This window comes from Paraburkholderia sp. BL17N1, assembly GCF_003634175.1.
Taxonomy (GTDB): domain Bacteria; phylum Pseudomonadota; class Gammaproteobacteria; order Burkholderiales; family Burkholderiaceae; genus Paraburkholderia.
Genome location: NZ_RBIW01000002.1, coordinates 1,866,856 through 1,887,903, shown reverse-complemented (window position 1 = coordinate 1,887,903; position 21,048 = coordinate 1,866,856). Strand labels below are relative to the sequence as shown.

Below are 21,048 nucleotides of genomic sequence, written 5' to 3'. Positions count from 1 at the left end.
CCCGATGGATGGACGACACTACGAAGTTGGTCATCGAATCGTCGGAAGCGAGCTTCATCGGCTATATCGTAGCGGTAGTCGCAAATGCCATTGCGGCCGGCGATTGGGCACGTCTAAAGACTTGTCCAGATTGCCAGTGGGCTTTCTGCGATCACACCCGAAACTGGAAAAACCGATGGTGCGGTATGACAAAAGGTGGGCCAAGCGACCGGGCGTGCGGCACCATAGCTAAGGTCACAGCATATCGGGCCCGTGCGGCAATGAAGACAGGCGTTGCTTGACGCAATTTTTCCCGGCGCCTGGTTGCTGACCGGTCTGTCATCGCGCGGGGCAACCTCATTCATTTGAATGTCCGTTATGCGGAACGCTGACCGTCCCTTGTGGGTCGGGGGATAGGGGTAGGAAACGGCGATCGCCGTCCCCTCCCTCCGAACCCGGTGTGCAGTTTTCCCGCGACGGGCTCTCCAGTCAGTTGTTTCCACATCGGGATTGGCGCGCCAATCGAAGGGCCTCGGACATCGTGAACAGCCCAAGATTAGCGAAGAAGGCGTTTGGCCATCGCGTGTGATCGCGAAGGCAGTGACCCTGACCCGGACGATGAAGCTGCCGGCGCAGGATCGCTCGCAGACGCCGACGAACAAAGCCGTCGACGGACGAGAAGGTGTAGCGGTGGGCGTGCTGGAAGTAGCCGAACCAGCCACGCAGGATCGGGTTGATCGACGCAATGATGGCCTCGATCGAATCGCCCCTGTTGCGCCTGGTCAGGGTGCGGATTTTGTCCCGCAGCCCCATAAGACTCTTCTTGCGCACCCAACGCTCGCCAGCTTCGAACCGGTAGCCCAGAAACTCGAACCCTTCACCCTCCAACCGGCAATCCCCGACGTGGGTTTTGTCCGGGTGCAGCGTCAAGCCGTTCGCATCGACCCAAGTCCGCATGCGCGAGAGCGCAGCTTCCGCTTCCTCGCGTGTACGGCATAGCACCACGGCATCATCCGCGTAGCGCACCATGACCAGCCCGGCTGCGCGCATTTCCACGTCAAGCTCGTGCAGGTAGAGGTTTGCCAACAGGGGGCTGATCACCGCCCCCTGCGGACTCCCAGAAGTGGGCGTCCAACGCGTCATGTCTTCCATGATGTCTTGCTTGAGAAAGGACTGGATGAGTTCCAGAACCCGGCCGTCCGCGATTCGCCCGGCCACTCTCGCAAGAAGGGGCGGGTGCGGAATCGAGTCGAAATAGCTTTGCAGGTCGGCATCGACCACCCAGCAGTAGCCCGCTTTCACATGCCGGTCCACTTCGCGCAGCGCATCCTTGCAGCCCAGGCCCGGGCGGAAGCCGTAGCTTCGCGGCTCGAACTCGTGCTCAAAGATCGGCTCGATCACCAGCTTCAGGGCCGCTTGAACAACGCGGTCCTTTACAGCGGGTATGCCGAGCGGGCGACGTCCTTTACCTTTCGGTATGTAGACGCGCCGCACCGGCTGCGGGCGGTAGCTACCATCCTGCAATGCATGCGCCAGTTCAGCGAGGTAGCGGTCCCGCGCCTGCGCGAATCGCTTCACGCTCATGCGGTCCACTCCTGCCGCCCCGGCGTTCTTCTCGACCTGAACCCATCCCAGCGCGAGCGTGTCCAGTCGAAACACCTTGTCAATCAGGCTGTGCCATTTACCTCCTTTAACTCCGTTTTGTAGAGCAGCCAACATAGCGTCCGTCCAGATTGAAGCTGACGCGAATTTCCGCTGCACGCAGCTTCCCAGCGCGTCTGCATCTCGTCTAGTCGTTTCCGACACTGGCGATGCTTCGATCTTCATCTCTGATTCCTTCCGGTCTTCTGCTATCAACTTTCCTGCCCCGCTTCCCTAGTGCGCCTTTTGCTCTGACGCAGGTTTCCACGGCTTGACGCCTCCGTGTGCAGTACTATCGGGACTCTGACTCCTGCCAGCGTTCACCTCGCCGGCAGGTCTCCCCGCTTGCTGCGTGCTACCGTCCCATCGTTCCGTCCTCAACCACGTGGTACGCCACCGCACCGCTTTATCCGCCACGACAGCGTGCTGTGTTACTTCCAGGCTTCGCCACTTTAGTGCAGGCTCGCCGCCATACCCCGCCGAAACAGGTTCGTTAACCTACGGACCGACAGTTCGCATCCGGTTACTCCCCACCCCGCCTCACGACGACGCAGTTACCTTCAGCTACGGAGCTGTGGCCAACTCCGGCGGGGACTTACACCCCGCAGATAGCACGCCATCACGGGCGTACACTAAACCGCTCGCGCGGTATGGGGCTTCGGTCCAATGCTAGTGGTTCTGGAGAGGAAGCCGACTCTGTTTTCATGTTGAAGGGCGAGGCAATCCGCCTCGTCGTTCAACGGGAGCAGAGTCATGACCCACACACCTCAGCCCATCAGTCCCCTGCGCCAGCGCATGACCGACGACATGCGCATGCGTCAGCTCGCACCGAAGACGCAGGCCGGTTATCTGCGTGTCGTACGCGAGTTCACGCGTTTTCTCGGACGCTCTCCTGACACCGCCACCGTCGAGGACCTGCGGCGCTACCAGTTGCATCTGGTCGACCACGGCGTGTCACCCGTGTCGCTCAACGCGGCGATCACCGGACTGAAGTTCTTCTTCGAGATCACGCTCCACGAGCCCGACCTGATGGCACGCATGCAACCCGTGCGCGTGCCTCGCGTCCTGCCGGTCGTGCTCAGCCCGGACGAAGTGGGCCGCCTGATTGCCGCCACCGGCAATCTGAAGCATCAGACCGCACTATCGGTCGCCTACGGTGCCGGCTTGCGCGCCAGTGAGGTGGTGGCGTTAAAGGTCGGCGACGTCGACGGCCAGCGCATGACCCTGCGCATTGAACAGGGCAAGGGCCGCAAGGATCGTTACGCCATGCTCTCGCCGGTGCTGCTTGAACGCCTGCGTGTCTGGTGGCGAGTGGCGCACGCGCAGGGCCGGATGCTGGAGCGCGGCTGGCTGTTTCCGGGCCTCGATCCGGTCGATCCGCTCAGCACGCGGCAGCTCAATCGCGCCATCCATGCCGCCGCCGAGGCCGCCAACATCGACAAGCGTGTCTCGATGCATACGCTACGTCACAGCTTTGCGACCCACCTGCTGGAGCAGAAGGTCGACATCCGCGTGATCCAGGTCCTGCTGGGGCACAAGAAGCTGGAGACGACAGCACTCTATGCGCAGGTCGCCACCGACCTGCTGCGCGAGGTGATCAGTCCGCTGGAGAAACTTCAGAACAACGGCTGAACACGGCACACAGCCGTGCCCGAAGTCGCGGACGTCTTCCGCGCGCATGGGCCCTTGTGGCGACGGACCGTACAGCTGAGTCTGGGACAGCTGAAGGTCATGTCGGCGATCGAACAGTGCCGCAGCGCGGCGCTGGGTGGACATGTGTTGCGGTGTTCCGGTTGCGAACAGATCGAGGTTGCCTACAACTCCTGCCGTAACCGCCATTGCCCGAAGTGCCAGGCGAGCGCCGCACACCGGTGGCTCGAGGCACGCCAGGCCGATCTGCTGCCGGTTGAGTATTACCACGTGGTCTTCACGCTACCTGCTGCGATCAGCGCGATCGCCTGGTACAACAAGGCGGTGCTCTACGGCCTGCTGTTCGATGTTGCCGCCGAAACCCTCCGAACCATCGCCGCCGACACAAAGCATCTGGGCGCACAGATCGGCGCGACACTCGTGCTGCACACCTGGGGCTCGGCGCTCACGCACCATCCTCACGTACACGGCATCGTTCCCGGCGGAGGCCTTGCGCCAGACGGTGAGCGGTGGGTCGCCTGCCGCCCCGGCTTCTTCCTGCCAGTCCGTGTGCTCTCCCGGCTGTTCCGGCGGCGCTTCCTGGAAGAGCTCACCCATGCACATCGCCGGGGCCAGTTGCGCTTCTTTGGCGAGTACGCCGGGCTTGCCGATCCCACTGCCTTCGCACGGTGGCTCGCGCCGCTGCGTACGTGCGAATGGGTCGTATATGCGAAGCGCCCGTTCGCGGGACCGAAAGCGGTGCTTGCGTATCTGTCGCGCTACACGCATCGCGTGGCCATCTCCAACCAGCGGCTCATCGCGCTCGACGACCGGGGCGTGACCTTCCGGTGGAAGGACTACCGGGCCAACGGCCGCACGCGCCAGAAGACGATGACGCTTGAGCCACAGGAATTCATGCGGCGTTTCCTGCTGCATGTACTGCCTGTCGGCTTCCATCGGATTCGCCACTATGGTCTGCTGGCCAATCCCGTGCGTCGGCAGAATCTGGCTGCGATACGGGCGCTGCCAGACGTGCCAGCTTCCATTACTGTGAGCGAAGGTCCGTCACCGGGCACTCCCGCCCCGAAGTTCGTCTGCCGGCATTGCAGCGCGCCGATGATCATCATCGACATCCTCCTGCGCAGCCACCCAATTCGCGCTCCGCCCACTTGCCGAAGCAACGTATGAAGATGAATCACCCTGGCTGTCCAGACCGACCGTCGGCTCTTCGGCAACGAGCGGGAGGAGACGCTTGTGCCTGTCGCTACCAGCAGACCTTGCCGCGCTCGCGACACCTCTACAGACGTGCAGCATGGATGCAGCAGAACATTTACGTGACCACCAAACCCTCGCTTCGACTGAAGGTTGTGAGTCTCCGCAGTTCATGAGAGCACTTAAATCCCCATAGCTGCGTAAATTTCTGCCGTCCTGGTCCACTCCGCGGTTTCCTCCCTCGAGCGTTGTCCAACGCCTGCCCGCATGCGTCGTCGTGTACTCACGCGGTGGCAGACATGGGCAGGCGTCGAACAACGCTTAACACAAGCTGTCTATCAGGCGCGGCACGAAAGCTTCCGCTTAGCGGTCGTGCGCAAAACGGGAATTGAGGTTCGCAGCTACCCTGCAATGCTCGGCACATCGGTTTTCGGATGGATAAATTGGGAGCCATGCGAACGTGCTGGCGGCCACCGATTCGGCTGGGCGATAGAATCGGTTGCGCAAAGGGCGGCTTGCTTGTGGTGCAACTCCGCGGTGCGCCCTTGTTGGCAGGCGCGTAGGCAGCGCGATGGCGGCGAGGAAACGACATGGACGATGGCAATGCATTGCCGGATTCGATCCGGGCGGCGATTGAGGCACACGGCGGAGCAGCGCGGTGGGCCGAACTGGCGGAAATCGAGGCGACGGTTTCCGCCCACGGCTTTCTATTCACCGCGAAGCGACGGCCAGTACTGCGACAAGTGCAGGTCCGAGCGTCGGCACATGAGCCTCGATTCGCTTTCAACGATTTTCCGCGTGTCGGCGAGACGAGCGAACTTCAAGGAGAAGAACTTGTTCAAATCGTCGGCCGAGACGGGGCGGTTCTGGCACGCCGCGAAGGACCGCGAACAGCATTTTGTGGCTGGCGACGGCAAGTCTATTGGGACGACGTCGACTTTGTCTATTTCGGCGCCTACGCGTTCTGGAACTATCTGACAGCGCCTTTCTTGTTCTTGCGCGGCGGCTTTACGTTCAAAGAACTTCCGCCACTGGCGACTTCGGCCGGGACATGGTCGAGAATCCGGGCGACCTTTCCCAACGACGTTCCAACGCACAGCCGGGTCCAGGATTTCTATTTCGATAGGCAGCATAGGCTTTGCAGGCTCGATTACACCGCCATGATTGTCGGACGCTGGGCGCGGGCCGCTCACATCTGCGAGGATTTCCGCGAATTCGAGGGATTCCTGGTGCCGACCCGCAGGACGGTGAAGCCGTTGCCGGTTGGCAACGCTCCATTGCCAGCTCCGACTCTCGTTGCGATCGAGGTCCACGATTTTCGGCCAAGGCCCTCTCATTGACGCCGGTCCACTCGACCGCTGCGACTGGGGAAGCAATGCGACCGCAGTCAGCTGCGCAAGGTTGTGAAGGGACTCGCACGATGACTTACCTGGAGATCGGGGTTGCCCCAAGCGCCCGGCACGTCCGCGTTCGTGGAGGGAATGAAACCCGCGATGGCAGCTTGGGGGGGCGTTGGCGTTTATGACACCAAGCCTTGCCGCGCGAGGGAGCGAAGCCGTGGCCAGACCGCACGCCCGGCGCCACCTGGCGCAATGCAGCTATTGCCGCTTCGAAGGAAGCAGCAGGCGCGAATGGAAGCAGGCAACCGGCTACCACCGGCGATCGCTCGCCGAGACCTTAATGTACCGGCTCAAGGTACTCACGAGCTCCTGTATGTGGGCGCGCGCGACTGGCTCGCAAGCCACCGAGGTATCGATCCGTGCGGGTGTACTCAATCGCATGGTAGCCCTCGCTCGCCCGCAGTCCGTCCGTATCGCCTGAGATTGAGAGCACGCAGATCATGTCGTCTCTACGCCTGATTTACGCAACAACGCCGCTTGGGGTCGCAAGTACTCGTTCGCTTTCCGTGGGACGGGTCATTCGCGACCACCGACCTGCGAATGGCAGGAAAGCGCCCCACACCCGCCTGACCAGCACCGATGCCGGAATGACGGCTCTGGCCGATGAAGCAACATTCGTCTTCGCCAATCGAACGGCCGCTTACTGTTAAGCGTTGTTCGACGCCTGCCCATGTCTGCCACCGCGTGAGTACACGACGACGCATGCGGGCAGGCGTTGGACAACGCTCGAGGGAGGAAACCGCGGAGTGGACCAGGACGGCAGAAATTTACGCAGCTATGGGGATTTAAGTGCTCTCATGAACTGCGGAGACTCACAACCTTCAGTCGAAGCGAGGGTTTGGTGGTCACGTAAATGTTCTGCTGCATCCATGCTGCACGTCTGTAGAGGTGTCGCGAGCGCGGCAAGGTCTGCTGGTAGCGACAGGCACAAGCGTCTCCTCCCGCTCGTTGCCGAAGAGCCGACGGTCGGTCTGGACAGCCAGGGTGATTCATCTTCATACGTTGCTTCGGCAAGTGGGCGGAGCGCGAATTGGGTGGCTGCGCAGGAGGATGTCGATGATGATCATCGGCGCGCTGCAATGCCGGCAGACGAACTTCGGGGCGGGAGTGCCCGGTGACGGACCTTCGCTCACAGTAATGGAAGCTGGCACGTCTGGCAGCGCCCGTATCGCAGCCAGATTCTGCCGACGCACGGGATTGGCCAGCAGACCATAGTGGCGAATCCGATGGAAGCCGACAGGCAGTACATGCAGCAGGAAACGCCGCATGAATTCCTGTGGCTCAAGCGTCATCGTCTTCTGGCGCGTGCGGCCGTTGGCCCGGTAGTCCTTCCACCGGAAGGTCACGCCCCGGTCGTCGAGCGCGATGAGCCGCTGGTTGGAGATGGCCACGCGATGCGTGTAGCGCGACAGATACGCAAGCACCGCTTTCGGTCCCGCGAACGGGCGCTTCGCATATACGACCCATTCGCACGTACGCAGCGGCGCGAGCCACCGTGCGAAGGCAGTGGGATCGGCAAGCCCGGCGTACTCGCCAAAGAAGCGCAACTGGCCCCGGCGATGTGCATGGGTGAGCTCTTCCAGGAAGCGCCGCCGGAACAGCCGGGAGAGCACACGGACTGGCAGGAAGAAGCCGGGGCGGCAGGCGACCCACCGCTCACCGTCTGGCGCAAGGCCTCCGCCGGGAACGATGCCGTGTACGTGAGGATGGTGCGTGAGCGCCGAGCCCCAGGTGTGCAGCACGAGTGTCGCGCCGATCTGTGCGCCCAGATGCTTTGTGTCGGCGGCGATGGTTCGGAGGGTTTCGGCGGCAACATCGAACAGCAGGCCGTAGAGCACCGCCTTGTTGTACCAGGCGATCGCGCTGATCGCAGCAGGTAGCGTGAAGACCACGTGGTAATACTCAACCGGCAGCAGATCGGCCTGGCGTGCCTCGAGCCACCGGTGTGCGGCGCTCGCCTGGCACTTCGGGCAATGGCGGTTACGGCAGGAGTTGTAGGCAACCTCGATCTGTTCGCAACCGGAACACCGCAACACATGTCCACCCAGCGCCGCGCTGCGGCACTGTTCGATCGCCGACATGACCTTCAGCTGTCCCAGACTCAGCTGTACGGTCCGTCGCCACAAGGGCCCATGCGCGCGGAAGACGTCCGCGACTTCGGGCACGGCTGTGTGCCGTGTTCAGCCGTTGTTCTGAAGTTTCTCCAGCGGACTGATCACCTCGCGCAGCAGGTCGGTGGCGACCTGCGCATAGAGTGCTGTCGTCTCCAGCTTCTTGTGCCCCAGCAGGACCTGGATCACGCGGATGTCGACCTTCTGCTCCAGCAGGTGGGTCGCAAAGCTGTGACGTAGCGTATGCATCGAGACACGCTTGTCGATGTTGGCGGCCTCGGCGGCGGCATGGATGGCGCGATTGAGCTGCCGCGTGCTGAGCGGATCGACCGGATCGAGGCCCGGAAACAGCCAGCCGCGCTCCAGCATCCGGCCCTGCGCGTGCGCCACTCGCCACCAGACACGCAGGCGTTCAAGCAGCACCGGCGAGAGCATGGCGTAACGATCCTTGCGGCCCTTGCCCTGTTCAATGCGCAGGGTCATGCGCTGGCCGTCGACGTCGCCGACCTTTAACGCCACCACCTCACTGGCGCGCAAGCCGGCACCGTAGGCGACCGATAGTGCGGTCTGATGCTTCAGATTGCCGGTGGCGGCAATCAGGCGGCCCACTTCGTCCGGGCTGAGCACGACCGGCAGGACGCGAGGCACGCGCACGGGTTGCATGCGTGCCATCAGGTCGGGCTCGTGGAGCGTGATCTCGAAGAAGAACTTCAGTCCGGTGATCGCCGCGTTGAGCGACACGGGTGACACGCCGTGGTCGACCAGATGCAACTGGTAGCGCCGCAGGTCCTCGACGGTGGCGGTGTCAGGAGAGCGTCCGAGAAAACGCGTGAACTCGCGTACGACACGCAGATAACCGGCCTGCGTCTTCGGTGCGAGCTGACGCATGCGCATGTCGTCGGTCATGCGCTGGCGCAGGGGACTGATGGGCTGAGGTGTGTGGGTCATGACTCTGCTCCCGTTGAACGACGAGGCGGATTGCCTCGCCCTTCAACATGAAAACAGAGTCGGCTTCCTCTCCAGAACCACTAGCATTGGACCGAAGCCCCATACCGCGCGAGCGGTTTAGTCCACTGTTGCGGAGCCGCCGTCTGAACGTCCGAGCGACGCGACAGGCGGATGACTCTTCATGGGCCGACCAGAGCCGGATGACCAAGCGCGATGATCATGTCGGGCGCGCGCCTCATGCAAAAGGCATAAGCCGACCCCACATCGGCTGCTCCGGTTGTCGGGACATCAATGGCCGCTTCCGAGAGTACAACGGTCTCTTGAGCAGCCACCCTGGCCCGACGCTGCCAATTTTCCTTTCTTCACCGCCCCATGTACCGTGCTCTCGCGGCGACTCTTGCCGCAGCCGGGAATGATGGTACTTAATCACATCCATGACTGCAGCCGTCATCACCGAAGTTGAGAGGCCGAACATAAGGATGCCGTTGGCGGCTTCGAGTGGTCCAAGCATGCGCCATTGCTTGGACATGACAATGTCACCATATCCCAGCGTGATGAAGTTCACCGCGGAGTGATAGGGAGCAGTGGCAAAATCAGAAAACTCGCCTAAGAACGTGAACAGCGCAGCCCAGATTGCCATTTGCGCGAAATTGCAGAGCAAGGTCAGCAGCATCACGGTTATCAATAGTAGAACATCCACCCACAGCAAGTCCTGACTCTTAAAGCTGCGCCGGAAGCGCGCGTACCGGCGCAGGCAGATGGCTACCACTACGCCTTGCAGCAGCAGGCACAGTACCATGGCCGGCGCGGCGGCCAGTACATTGTGGAGCATGATTGACTCCGTCTTCAGGGGGGCAAAAAAGGCGCCGCATTCGGGACGGGGAGATCGCAAGTTCAAAACGTGCTACCCAGACCAATCATGGGACACGTGGCGCCCGCCGCACCCAGCCATGTGCCGCTCCAAATAATGCCGAACGGTCGCTTAGTGAGCGAAGCAGCCGCCCGAAGTCTGAATGCGGGTTACAGACGAACGACCGCTCATGGCCAGCGTCTGATCGCTGTCCCGCGTTCGCGCTTCACACGTTGGTCTGGTCCGCCATCTCAAGCGCATCGTCAACGTCGATGCCGAGATACCGTACCGTGCTTTCCAGCTTGGCGTGCCCTAGCAGCAACTGAATCGCCCGCAGATTCAGAAGGATTGATGTCCGTGACGAGCAAAGTCGTCTATAACGAGAAGAGTATTACGGTTCGATTGATTGCAACCACTCGCAGCCTTGTCCGTCGCGAATACGAGGCACAAATGTCAACCGGTCGACTGCGGACCAGATCTCAGATAGACCGTTGGTTTGAATGGGACGAAATGACTATGTGATCGAAAGCGCTAACTGATAACAATCTCCGACTTGCTGTTCAAGGCACCTTTCAGTAATCGGCGCGCGACGCGGAAATTCATACCTTGCAAATGACATTCCGGCGCGACATCCGGAATTTCTGGCCGATTCATATCGCGTCCAGCAACGATATTCAGTGAATTAGCGTAAGGCGATCAAATGGCCATAACGTCGCATTCGTCGAATACCGACTGCTACCTTCGACCACGTATCCAGGCGCTGGCACTGGAGCAGCGCATCTTGTTCGACGGAGCGGCCGCCGCGGCGGCCGATCACCTGCATCACGCCGATCCAGCGCACGACACCCCTGCAGCGCCCGCTCCGTCTGCTCCCGATGCCCGAAGCGGCTCAACATCCGCACCCGCCGCGCCGCCACCGACAGACACCCCGCCCGCAGCGGCGCCTGTTGTGCCTCGCAATCTCGTGGTGCTCGACAGCCGCGTGGAAAACGGCAACGAGTTACTGAGCCAGTCACCCGCTGGCACACAGGTGCTGGTCATCCAGCCTGGCCAGGACGCGATCGCCGCCATTACGGCAGCGCTCGCCAGCATGGGCAAGGCTGATTCGATCCAGATCTTTTCGCACGGTGCAGCAGGGCAATTCACGCTCGGCAACCAGACCTACACAAGCACGACGCTGTCGCAGATAGCCGACGCACTCAGCGGATGGCGCAGTCATCTGAACAGCGATGCGGACATCGAACTCTATGGCTGCGATATCGGCGCGGGCAGCAGTGGCCAGGCGCTGGTCAATACGCTCGCCGGCATGACAGGCGCGGCCGTCGGCGCGTCGAGCAATGCAACGGGCAGCGCCGCACTTGGCGGCGACTGGACGCTCGAAGTCACGAGCGGCACGCTAGACAAGCCCATCGCGCTCAGCCGCGACGCCCTTGCGCATTACGACAGCCTGCTCGCCGATGCCAGTCCCACGGTGAGTCTGTCGACAGGTGGACAGGACGTTTTGCTCGGCGGTCAATTCACGTTCAACGTTTCATTTTCCAATACATCGAGCCATGTGGGTTTTGCGCCTTATGTCGATCTGTTGATACCGGCAACGGGCAAGGACGGTAACGACGGCGTCACGTTCGTCTCGGCGAGCTATCTCGGGCAGGCAGTGACGGCTTTTACGGTTACGTTCGACGCCAATGGCAACGCCGTGCATCCGCTCGCGAAAGACGCCAGTGGCAATCCGTTGGTAATCAACGCGGCGGCATACGGGTTGCGCCCCGGCGACGAACTGGTCGTACTCGAGCTGCCCTTTGCGAGCGTCGCGCAGGGGCAACCGTTGATTTCGATCCAGGTGACCGCGCAACTAAGCAATCTCGCGGACACCGCGTTTTCCGACAGCAGTCCCGACCTGACGATTCAGGCGCGCGGTGGCTTCCAGTTCGGCAATGATTCGCTCGACAACCCGACCACGGACCCAACGCTCATCGAAGCGTCACTGCACGATCTCATCGTGCATCCGACCGTCGTCTCGCTCACGCAGACCGTGAACATGCCGGAAGGCGAAACGACGACAGGGCCGAACTTCGTCCACACGGAGACGGTGACGGCATCGGCGGCGACAGGGCAGACGCTCACCGACATCATCATCAACCAGGATGTGCCCGCCAACGTGCAGGTCACGGCGATCACGCCGGGCGCGGGCGGTACGGTCGTTTCGCTGACCTTGCAGGACGGTTCCGTCCTCACCAATCCGGCGCTGATCGCCGCCGCGATCAATAGCGACTCCGTGTTCATCCGCTCATACTCGGTTGAATACGCGAGCGTCACGGGATCGGTCGATACCGTGGTGAGTTTCTATGTGCCGCAGATCGACGCGACGGGCGCGAATGTGATCGACCCGAAAACAGGCGCGCCCGTCACGATCACCTTCGGCACAGCATCGGGCAGCGGCCAGTGGGTTCCGCTCGATCCGCGCGATCTCACGCCGCCGAATACGAGCGTCGAATTCTCCGGCGCAGCGGACGGCACGGGCACCACGTTCGTCGCCAAGGTCACGACGCTCGAAAAGCAGGTCAGCGAGCAGAACGACACAGGCACCGCAGGCGTGACGCCTGGCGACACGCTTGGCTACGCGCTCGATATTAACCTGTCCGATTATTTCGGGATCGGGAAAACCCAGCTCGGCGCGGGCCAGTTCATCGTCACCGATCAACTCGGCGACGGCCAGACGCTAACGGGCACACCGACGCTGACCTACAACGCGAATGGCGTCGCGCATTCAGTGGCGCTGGTCTACACCAGCACCGTCAACGCAGACGGCACGACCACGCTGAACTTCGACATTGGGGCATCGATCGCGGCGGGGGGCGTGCTCGAGCAAGGCGCATTGGGAGGAGACATCGCGACCGACGGTACGCTTCAGGGCGCAACCACAGCGCGCGTCTCCTACCTGGCGACGGTCGACCAGCGCTACGCGACGACTTACACGCAGAGCGAAATCAACGAAGGCGACGCGTTCGGCAACCACGCCACCGTCACGGCGACTCTGCTGATCGACCGGTTCAACCTGACAGGCAGTTCGGTCAGCGACGACTCGTCGACGACCAGCACCGTGCCGGCCGGACACGTCGATATCAACCTCGTTACCGTGAACGGCGCCGCACCGCCCACGGGCGGCGAACTCAACCCCGGCGACGTCGTCACGTTCAGCCTCACCTACAATCTCGTGACGGGCGACTACGAGCAGTTCTCGCTGGCAGCCTATCTGCCGCTGCCGCTGCTGAACTCCACAGGCATCCCCTGGACCCAGGGAAGCGGCATCGATCAGTGGACCTACGGCGGCGCCAACACGAACGCGGGCGCCCTCGTCAGCGTCGCCGGGGGTGCCGGAAATTCCGTGATGTTCAACTTCGGCAGTTTCACGACGCAGTCCGTGGGCGGCAGCACAATCCAGATTCTCTTCACGATGCGCGTCGGCGATCAGCCTTATGCCGACAACCGCTCATTCGATGTGCTGGCGGAATCGAGCCAGGTCACGACGATCAACCATGCGCAACTTGTTTCGTCCGACGTCGCCGTGATCGCGTCCGTTGCCGAGCCGGTGCTCGTCATCCAGCAAGGCGTCGTGTCGGGCAGCGAAGGCACCATCACGGGCACGACGGGCACGTGGTCGGCGCCGGTCAGCACGGGCGCACCTTTCACAGGCTCGGTGACGGACGTGAGTGCTGTCAACGGCGACATCGCCGGCATCGACGCCGGCGACACGCTGCGGCTGGCCACCGCAATAAAGAACTCGGGCGGCGGCGGCGCGTTCGACGTCGCAACCACTGTCACGCTGCCGGCCGGATTGCAGTTCGTCGGCGGCAGTCTCGCTGCTGCTGATCTCGCCATTTATCGCGGCGACGGCACGCGTCTGACGGCAGGTGTCGATTACAGCGTGACGGGCAGCACGATCACGTTCCTCGACGCGGGCAACACGGCCACGCTGCTCGCCGGGCGGGCTGGCACGGCGGCGGATCAGGCCGGTTCGAACGTGATCGTCATCACGTATGACGCAACGGTCGTCAACAGCATCGCGGCAGGCAGCACCTTGCAGACCAGCGCGGCGCTCACGAACTATGCGAGCGTCGAAGGCGGCACCGACTTCACGCCAACCGATCTGACCGACACGGCGAACGAGCAGGTCGCCGCGCCCACTGTCAGCGTCGAATACGGCGACGGCACGTTGAGCGACGGCGATTCGACTGCGAGCCACACGACGGGCAGCGACGTGGTAATCGGCGAAGGCATGACATACGACATCGTCGTCACGCTGCCCGAAGGCACGACACAGAACCTGCGCGTGGACGACCTCATTCCCGCCGGGCTGCATCTCGACACGAGCTTCAACGGCGGACTCGGCTATCAGATCATCTCGACGGCCGCTGGCAGCACCGCGCTCGGCGCGGACTTCAACGGCGCGGTGACAGTGGGCGGCGTCGCGGCGTTGTCGGGCCAACTGGGTGCTGACGGCGCGGGCGCGCGCTGGACCTTCACGGCATCGGGAGCGAGCGCCGACAACAACGGCGGCAACAATGCGTTCGTGATTCGCGTGCATCTGGTTGCGAGCAACACGCCAGGCAATCAGGCGGGCGTCACGCTTGCGAACCCAGGCCAGCTCGTCTATAGAGACCCCGATGGCGACACGCCCAACGGCGCAGCGGCGATCGACCGAACCGTGGCCGCCAGCGGCGCGCCTACGGTGGTGATTCGCGAGCCGACGCTACAGGTGACGCAGACCACGAACGCGCTGCCGCAATTCGGTGTCGACGAAGGCGACACGGTCGAGTACGACATCACGATCAGCAACGGCACGTCGGCCACCGACTTCAACGCATTCGACATCAGCTTCGCCGATTCGCTGCCCGCGCAATTGACAAACCTGGCTGTGCTCGGCGTCACCTATCAGGGCGGCGCGACCGACAATGGCGGCGCGGACTTCGAACTGATGAACGGCCAGTTGCGCACGGCTGCGGGAGCCAATATCGACATCGCGAAGGGCGGCAGCATCACGATCCGCGTGTCGGGCACCGTGCTAGCGTCGGCGGCCAGCATTCCGTCGTTCGACAATACGGCGAGCGTCGAATGGACCAGCCTGAACGGCACGTCGGGTGGCACGGCCGATCCCGCCGGCGAACGCACGGGCGTGGACGGCACGCTGAACAGTGGCGTGCTCAACGATTATCAGACGAGCAACACGCTGACCGTGCCCGTCGCGCAGGTCGTCGTGATCTCGCGGGTCGGAGGGCTGACGGATACGCCCGCGCCCTCGCCGACCAACGCACCCGACGAGAGCGTCACGATCGGCGAAGTGATTCACTATCGCGTGGTCGCACTGCTGGCAGAAGGCGCGACCAACAATTATGCGTTACAGGTCACGCTGCAGAACGGCCTTCAGTTCCTCAACGATGGCACGGTGCGCATCGTGTTCCTGTCGAACAATGGCATCCAGACGGATATCACCGATCTCATCACGGGCGGCACGCTCAACGAAACGGGCAACGAGAACAGCGCCGACGCTCGCCCTCTGAACGCCAACCTGTCCGGTCCCGCGCCGTCGGGCGTTTTCAATCCCGCCGACATCACCGTCACCACCGACGCGAACGGCAACCAGATCATCACCTTCCATCTTGGCAATGTCGTCAACCAGGACAACGATGCGGACCTGGAAGGCATTTCGCTCGAATTCAACGCGCGGGTGCTCAACCAGGCGTCGAACGCGAGCGGCGCCGCGCTTGCCGTCTCCGCCGTCGATCTGTCCGGCACGACGCCGCTGTCGGCTTCGTCGACGGTTCACGAGGATATCGTCGAGCCAACCTTCACAGGCATGCAGAAGGAGGTGTACAGCTTCGAGCCGACCAGCGCGACGGCGGGCCTCGGCACCGCCGACGTCGATATTCGCTTCACGCAAAGCGGCGGCTCGCCTGCTTACGATGTCGTGCTCACCGACAGCTTCACAGGTGCATCCAGCTATACGTTCGATCATGTCGTGATCAACGGGACTTCATACACGGGCGCGCAACTGGCTTCCATCGGCGCCGCCGTCGACATGACGAACGGCCTGCGGCTCACGTTCGGCAAGCTCGATGCGGGCAGCCAGGTGCAGGTGTTCTATTCCGCGGATGTTCCGAACACTGTGCCCGTCGCGCCGACCAATGCGACGCTCACATGGACCAGCCTGCCCGACAGCTTCACGACATGGGGCGGCTCGCCCGTCGGCACGGCGGGAACCACGGACGGCGAGCGCACAGGCGACAACACGGGACCGAACGTCTACGTGCGCACGGACGCAGCGGGTCTCGGCGTAATCAGCGGCACGCTGTGGAACGACACGGCATCGGCAACCACCTCCGCGGCGCCGGACGGCCCGGGACTTGCCGGCCAAACGGCCACGCTGACGTGGGCGGGCGTCGACGGCAATCTGGCGACCACGGCGGATAACCTGGTCTACACCGCAACCACCGACGCGAACGGACAGTACGAGTTCGGCGTGCTGCCTGTCGGCGTCTACCAGATCCAGACGCCGACGGGCGCCGTCACCTATCCGCAGCCCGTCGGCACGCTGGCCGTGCGCATCGACAGCGACACGGCCACGCCGCTCGGCACCATCGGCATCACGCTCGCCGACGGCGGCACGGCGAGCGCGAATGCGGGCTACGTCGAACAGAACGACGCGCCTGTGAACACGCTGCCTGTCGTGCCGCCCGTCGGGCTGGAAGACACCGCGTTCGGCATCGCGGGCATCAGTGTCAGCGATGTCGATGCGGGCAGTGGCAATCTGCAGGTCACGGTCGCGGTACTGCACGGCACGTTGTCGCTCAGCGGCCTGCCACCGGGCGTGACGGACACGGGCGAAAACACCGCGACGCTCACACTGACGGGCTCGCTCGCGCAGCTCAACAGCGCGCTTGCGAACCTGCGATATCTCGGCAATGCGAACTTCAACGGCCCCGATACGCTGACGGTCACCACGAACGACCTCGGCAACTTCGGCGACCTCGACGGCGACGGCATTCCGGGCGAAGCGACCGACGCGCGCACCGACACCGACACGCTGGCCATCGCCGTGATCGCGGTGAACGACCCGCCCGTCGCCGTCGCGGATACGGCAAGCGCCACGGAAGCCGGCGGCAACGCCAACAATCAGCCGGGCGTCGACCCGTTCGGGGACGTGCTCGCCAACGACACCGATGTCGATATCGCGACCAATGGCGATTCGCTGCACATCGTGCAAGTGTCCAACGCGAGCGGCACCACGCTCACCGTGCCCAGCACCGGCAGCATTCTGATACCTGGACTCTACGGAACCTTGAGCATAGGCGCGAACGGCGGCTCCCAGTACTTTGTCGACAACGACAATCCCCTCGTTCAGGCTCTGCGGTTGTCCGGCCAGACGTTGACCGAGCAGTTCACTTACGTGATCGCCGACACGTCGAATGCCACTTCGAGCACGACGATCACGATCACGATCCACGGCGCGAACGATACGCCCGTCGGCGTCGACGACACGGGCTCGGCCACGGAAGCCGGCGGCGTGGCGAATGGCACGCCCGGCAGCGACGCGACGGGCAACGTGCTGAACAACGACACCGACGTCGACAGCGCGGCGAACGGCGAGACGCATCAGGTGAGCGGAATCACGACAGGTCCGGAGATCGCCGTCAACGGCCCCCTTACCGCCGTGACAGGCGGGACGACGAACGGCAACGGCACGTCGATCGCTGGAACGTTCGGCACGCTGACCATCGGCGCCGACGGCGCGTATCGCTATGTCGTCGATAACAGCAATGCGCTGGTGCAGGCGCTTGTGCCAGGCGACGCGCCCCTGGTCGAGATCTTCACCTATCAGGTCACCGACGCGGGCGGCCTGAACGATCTCGCTCAACTGCGGATCGAAATTCACGGCGCGAACGACAACCCCGTCGCAAGCGACGACGCCGGCGCGGCCACTGCTGGCTCGACGAGCCTCGGCGTAAATCCTGTCGATGCGACGGGCAACGTCATCACCCAGGCGAGCCGGCCAGGCACGACGACACAGGCTGGCGGCAATGGCATCGACACGGATGTCGATCACACCGACACGCCCAACACACTGCTGCAGGTGAACGGCGTTCGCACGGGCGCGGAGGCGGCCGGCGGCGGCCTCACAGCGGTTGCGACGGGCACGAACTCGGCCAGCGGCACGGTCATCGCCGGCAGCTATGGCACCTTGCATATCGGCGCGGACGGCTCGTACGACTACGCCGTGGACAGCAACAACGCCGCCGTGCGCGCGCTCGCGGCGGGCGCGACGCTGACCGAGACGTTCACCTACGGGATCGTCGATACCAGCGGCCTCACCGATCAGTCGCAACTCGTCATCGTCGTGACGGGCGTCAACGATACGCCCACTCCGCAGAACGACGCGGGCCACGCGGTGGAAGCGGGTGGCGTGGCCAATGCGACGCCTGGCGTCAATCCAGCGGGCAACGTGCTGACCAACGACTCCGATCCCGACGGCGACGCGTTGACGGTGACGGCGATCCGCACGGGTACGTCGACGGGAACGGGGACGGCTGGCACGCTCGGGCAAGCCATCGTCGGCGCGTATGGCAGCCTGACGCTCAACGCGAACGGCACGTGGCAATACACGCTCGACAACAGCAACGCCGACGTGCAGGCGCTTCGCCTGTCGATCGATACGCTGACCGAGCATTTCACCTACACGGTCAGCGATCCGCGCGGCGCAACCGCCCAGGCGGAACTCGACATCGTGATCACGGGCCAGAATGACGCGCCCATCGCGCATGACGACAGCGCGTCCGCAGTCGAAGCGGGCGGCACGGCGAACGGCACCGCGGGCGTCGATCCCACCGGCAACGTGCTGAACAACGACACCGACGTCGATGCGGGCGACAGCAAGATGGTCGATGGCGTGAGAACCGGCGCGGAAGCCGCTGGCGGCACATTTAGCGGCGTAGGCGGCGCGACGTCGGTGGCGGGTACGTATGGCACGCTCACGATCAATCCCGACGGCACCTTCACCTATGCCGTCAACAACAGCCTCGCCGCCGTTCAGGCATTGATACCCGGGCAGAGCGTATCGGAATCGTTCACCTACCAGATGCACGACACCGCAGGCACGAGCGACACGGCGCAACTCACCGTGCAGATCCAGGGCGCATGGGACGCGCCGACGCCACAAAACGACGTCGCGCTCGCCGCCGCCGACAACGGCCACGGCAATGCCGTCAATCCGACGGGCAACGTGCTGACCAACGACACCGACGTCGATGCCAACGACGTGCTCACCGCAACGGGCGTCCGCACGGGCAGCACGGCGGCGGGCGGCGCATTGACTGCGATCGCGGCAGGCAGCACCCGCGCGGCGAACGCGACGACGCTACACGGACAATACGGCGATCTGGTCATCGGCGCGGACGGCACGTTCCAGTACTTCGTCGATACAACGAACGCGGCGGTGATCGCGCTCGGGCCGCTGCAATTTTTCACGGATGCGTTCACCTATCGGGCCACCGATCGCGGCGGCGAATCGGCCAACGCGCAACTGACGATCCTGATTCGCGGACGCGACGACGCGCCCGTCGGTCATGACGACACGGCAATCGCCGTCGAAGCAGGCGGCCTGAACAATGCGACGCCAGGTGTCGACCCAGCGGGCAACGTGCTCGACAACGATACGGACGCGGACGGCGACGCATTGCACATCACGGCAGTGAGAACGGGCAACGCTTCGACGGCGGGCGGCACGGCGGGCGCAGTCGGCGCCACGCTCCAGGGCGCGTACGGCATGCTGACGATGAACGCTGACGGCACGTGGCAATACACCGTCGACAACGCGCTGCCCGCCGTCGAAGCGTTGCGCACTAGCGGCCAGACGTTGCAGGACGCGTTCACGTACACCGTCGCCGATACGTTCGGCGCGCAAGGCACCGCGACACTGACGGTCACGATCAGAGGACAGAACGACACGCCCTTCGCGCACGACGACGCCAGCACGGCCATCGAAGCGGGCGGCACGAACAACGGCACGCCGGGGCGCGATGCGACGGGCAACGTGCTGACCAACGACACCGACGTCGACAGCACTGCGAACGGCGAGACGAAGCAGGTCGTCGAAGTATCGAACGACGCGGGCCGCACGGCGGCGGCAGGTGCGGCACTCGTGGGACACTACGGCCAGTTGGTCGTCAATGCCGACGGCACGTACGACTACGCGGTCGACAACACGAATACGGCCGTGCAGGCACTGCGCACGAGCAGCGAAACGCTGACCGAGACGTTCGTCTATCAGATGCGCGACACGGCAGGCGCAACGTCACAGGCCACCCTGACCATCACCATTCGCGGCGCCGACGACGCGCCCGTCGCGCACGACGACAGCGGCGTCGCGAGCGATCAGGTGCCCGCGCCACAGACGAGCGGCAACGTGGTGCTGACCAACGACAGCGACGTCGATGCGAACGATCATCTGAACGTGATCGGCGTACAGCCCGGCACGGCGGCCGAAAACGGCGCAACCGTTACGCCTGGCCATGCGCTCGCGGGCCGCTACGGCACGCTCAATCTGAACGCCGACGGCAGCTACACCTATGCGATCGACCTCACGAATCCACAAGTCCTCGCGGCGGCAGGGCTCGGCCAGGTGCTGCAGGACGTCTTCACCTACACCGTGAGCGACACGGCGGGTGAGACTGCACAGGCGCTACTGGTGATTCACCTCGATATCTCGTCGCCGTACATTGCGCCTTCGGGCTACGGACCGAACTGGGCTGGCGAGCTGACGACGACGGACAATCCGCCGTTGCAGCAGGATCTGACGCCCATCGTCTACGTGACGCCCGTGGTCGAGGCAAACTCGGTGCGGGCGACAGAAAGCTCTCGTGAAGCGGACGGCAGCGAGATTGGCTGGCCCCTCGAGCCGAATGGCGCGGGCTCTTCTTCGCGCACCCTGCCTGAACTGCAACCCGGACAGTTCGTGGGCAGAAGCGTGCGGGACAGTCAGTTGGTCAGCACATTCGATCACGCGTGGATCTTCGGCCGGCACGGCCGCGTCAGCCTCGACGCGGATGACCTGCTCGCCGATCCGTCGGTGTTCGCGGCGCTTGCGCACCATTTGACGGATGGCATGCATCCACCCGCGGAAAAAGAAGCGCCGCAAACCGCGCAGGGTTTCGCCGCGCAACTGCGTGCCGCGTCGCGCAACCTGCCCGCCCTGCGCGACGACACGAACGAACGCTAGCATCCGGAC

Annotated in this window: 7 protein-coding genes and 3 pseudogenes; 5 read left to right on the top strand and 5 right to left on the bottom strand. The window is 63.6% G+C overall.

Annotation, left to right across the window (positions count from 1 at the left end; translation table 11 throughout):
* Positions 1–468: 468 nt before the first annotated feature.
* Positions 469–1,806: a group II intron reverse transcriptase/maturase gene (gene ltrA / locus B0G82_RS28300; RefSeq protein ID WP_121306687.1), complete on the bottom strand. Its 1,338-nt coding sequence runs from the start codon at positions 1,804–1,806 to the stop codon at positions 469–471.
* Positions 1,807–2,373: 567 nt separating this feature from the next.
* Here ltrA and B0G82_RS28295 point away from each other — a divergent pair.
* The 4 genes and pseudogenes from B0G82_RS28295 to B0G82_RS28280 form a co-directional block, all read left to right on the top strand.
* On the top strand, positions 2,374–3,252 hold the full coding sequence (locus tag B0G82_RS28295; RefSeq protein WP_116147360.1) for a site-specific integrase: 879 nt from the start codon (positions 2,374–2,376) through the stop codon (positions 3,250–3,252).
* Between the two features lie 15 nt (positions 3,253–3,267).
* Positions 3,268–4,437: an IS91 family transposase gene (locus B0G82_RS28290; protein WP_121306688.1), complete on the top strand. Its 1,170-nt coding sequence runs from the start codon at positions 3,268–3,270 to the stop codon at positions 4,435–4,437.
* Positions 4,438–5,051: 614 nt separating this feature from the next.
* Positions 5,052–5,801: a hypothetical protein gene (locus B0G82_RS28285; RefSeq protein WP_121309778.1), complete on the top strand. Its 750-nt coding sequence runs from the start codon at positions 5,052–5,054 to the stop codon at positions 5,799–5,801.
* Positions 5,802–6,001: 200 nt separating this feature from the next.
* Positions 6,002–6,282, top strand: a pseudogene (locus tag B0G82_RS28280) (IS5/IS1182 family transposase); the annotation flags it as partial.
* A gap of 574 nt (positions 6,283–6,856) precedes the next feature.
* On the opposite strand, the gene B0G82_RS28275 reads toward B0G82_RS28280, so the two are convergent.
* From B0G82_RS28275 to B0G82_RS40315, 4 genes and pseudogenes are all read right to left on the bottom strand, one after another.
* Positions 6,857–8,026, bottom strand: coding sequence for an IS91 family transposase (locus B0G82_RS28275; protein ID WP_121306688.1), 1,170 nt, complete (start codon positions 8,024–8,026; stop codon positions 6,857–6,859).
* A 15-nt stretch (positions 8,027–8,041) separates the two neighbouring features.
* Positions 8,042–8,920 carry a site-specific integrase gene (locus B0G82_RS28270; protein WP_116147360.1) on the bottom strand — a complete coding sequence of 293 codons (879 nt, stop codon included), beginning with the start codon at positions 8,918–8,920 and terminating at the stop codon, positions 8,042–8,044.
* A gap of 394 nt (positions 8,921–9,314) precedes the next feature.
* Positions 9,315–9,752, bottom strand: a pseudogene (locus B0G82_RS28265) (ion channel); the annotation flags it as partial.
* 244 nt (positions 9,753–9,996) lie between these two features.
* Positions 9,997–10,110 (bottom strand): annotated as a pseudogene (locus tag B0G82_RS40315) (integrase); the annotation flags it as partial.
* 609 nt (positions 10,111–10,719) lie between these two features.
* Here B0G82_RS40315 and B0G82_RS28255 point away from each other — a divergent pair.
* Complete coding sequence (locus B0G82_RS28255) at positions 10,720–21,039, top strand: VCBS domain-containing protein (protein WP_241974854.1); 10,320 nt, start codon at positions 10,720–10,722, stop codon at positions 21,037–21,039.
* The last annotated feature ends 9 nt before the right edge of the window (positions 21,040–21,048 follow it).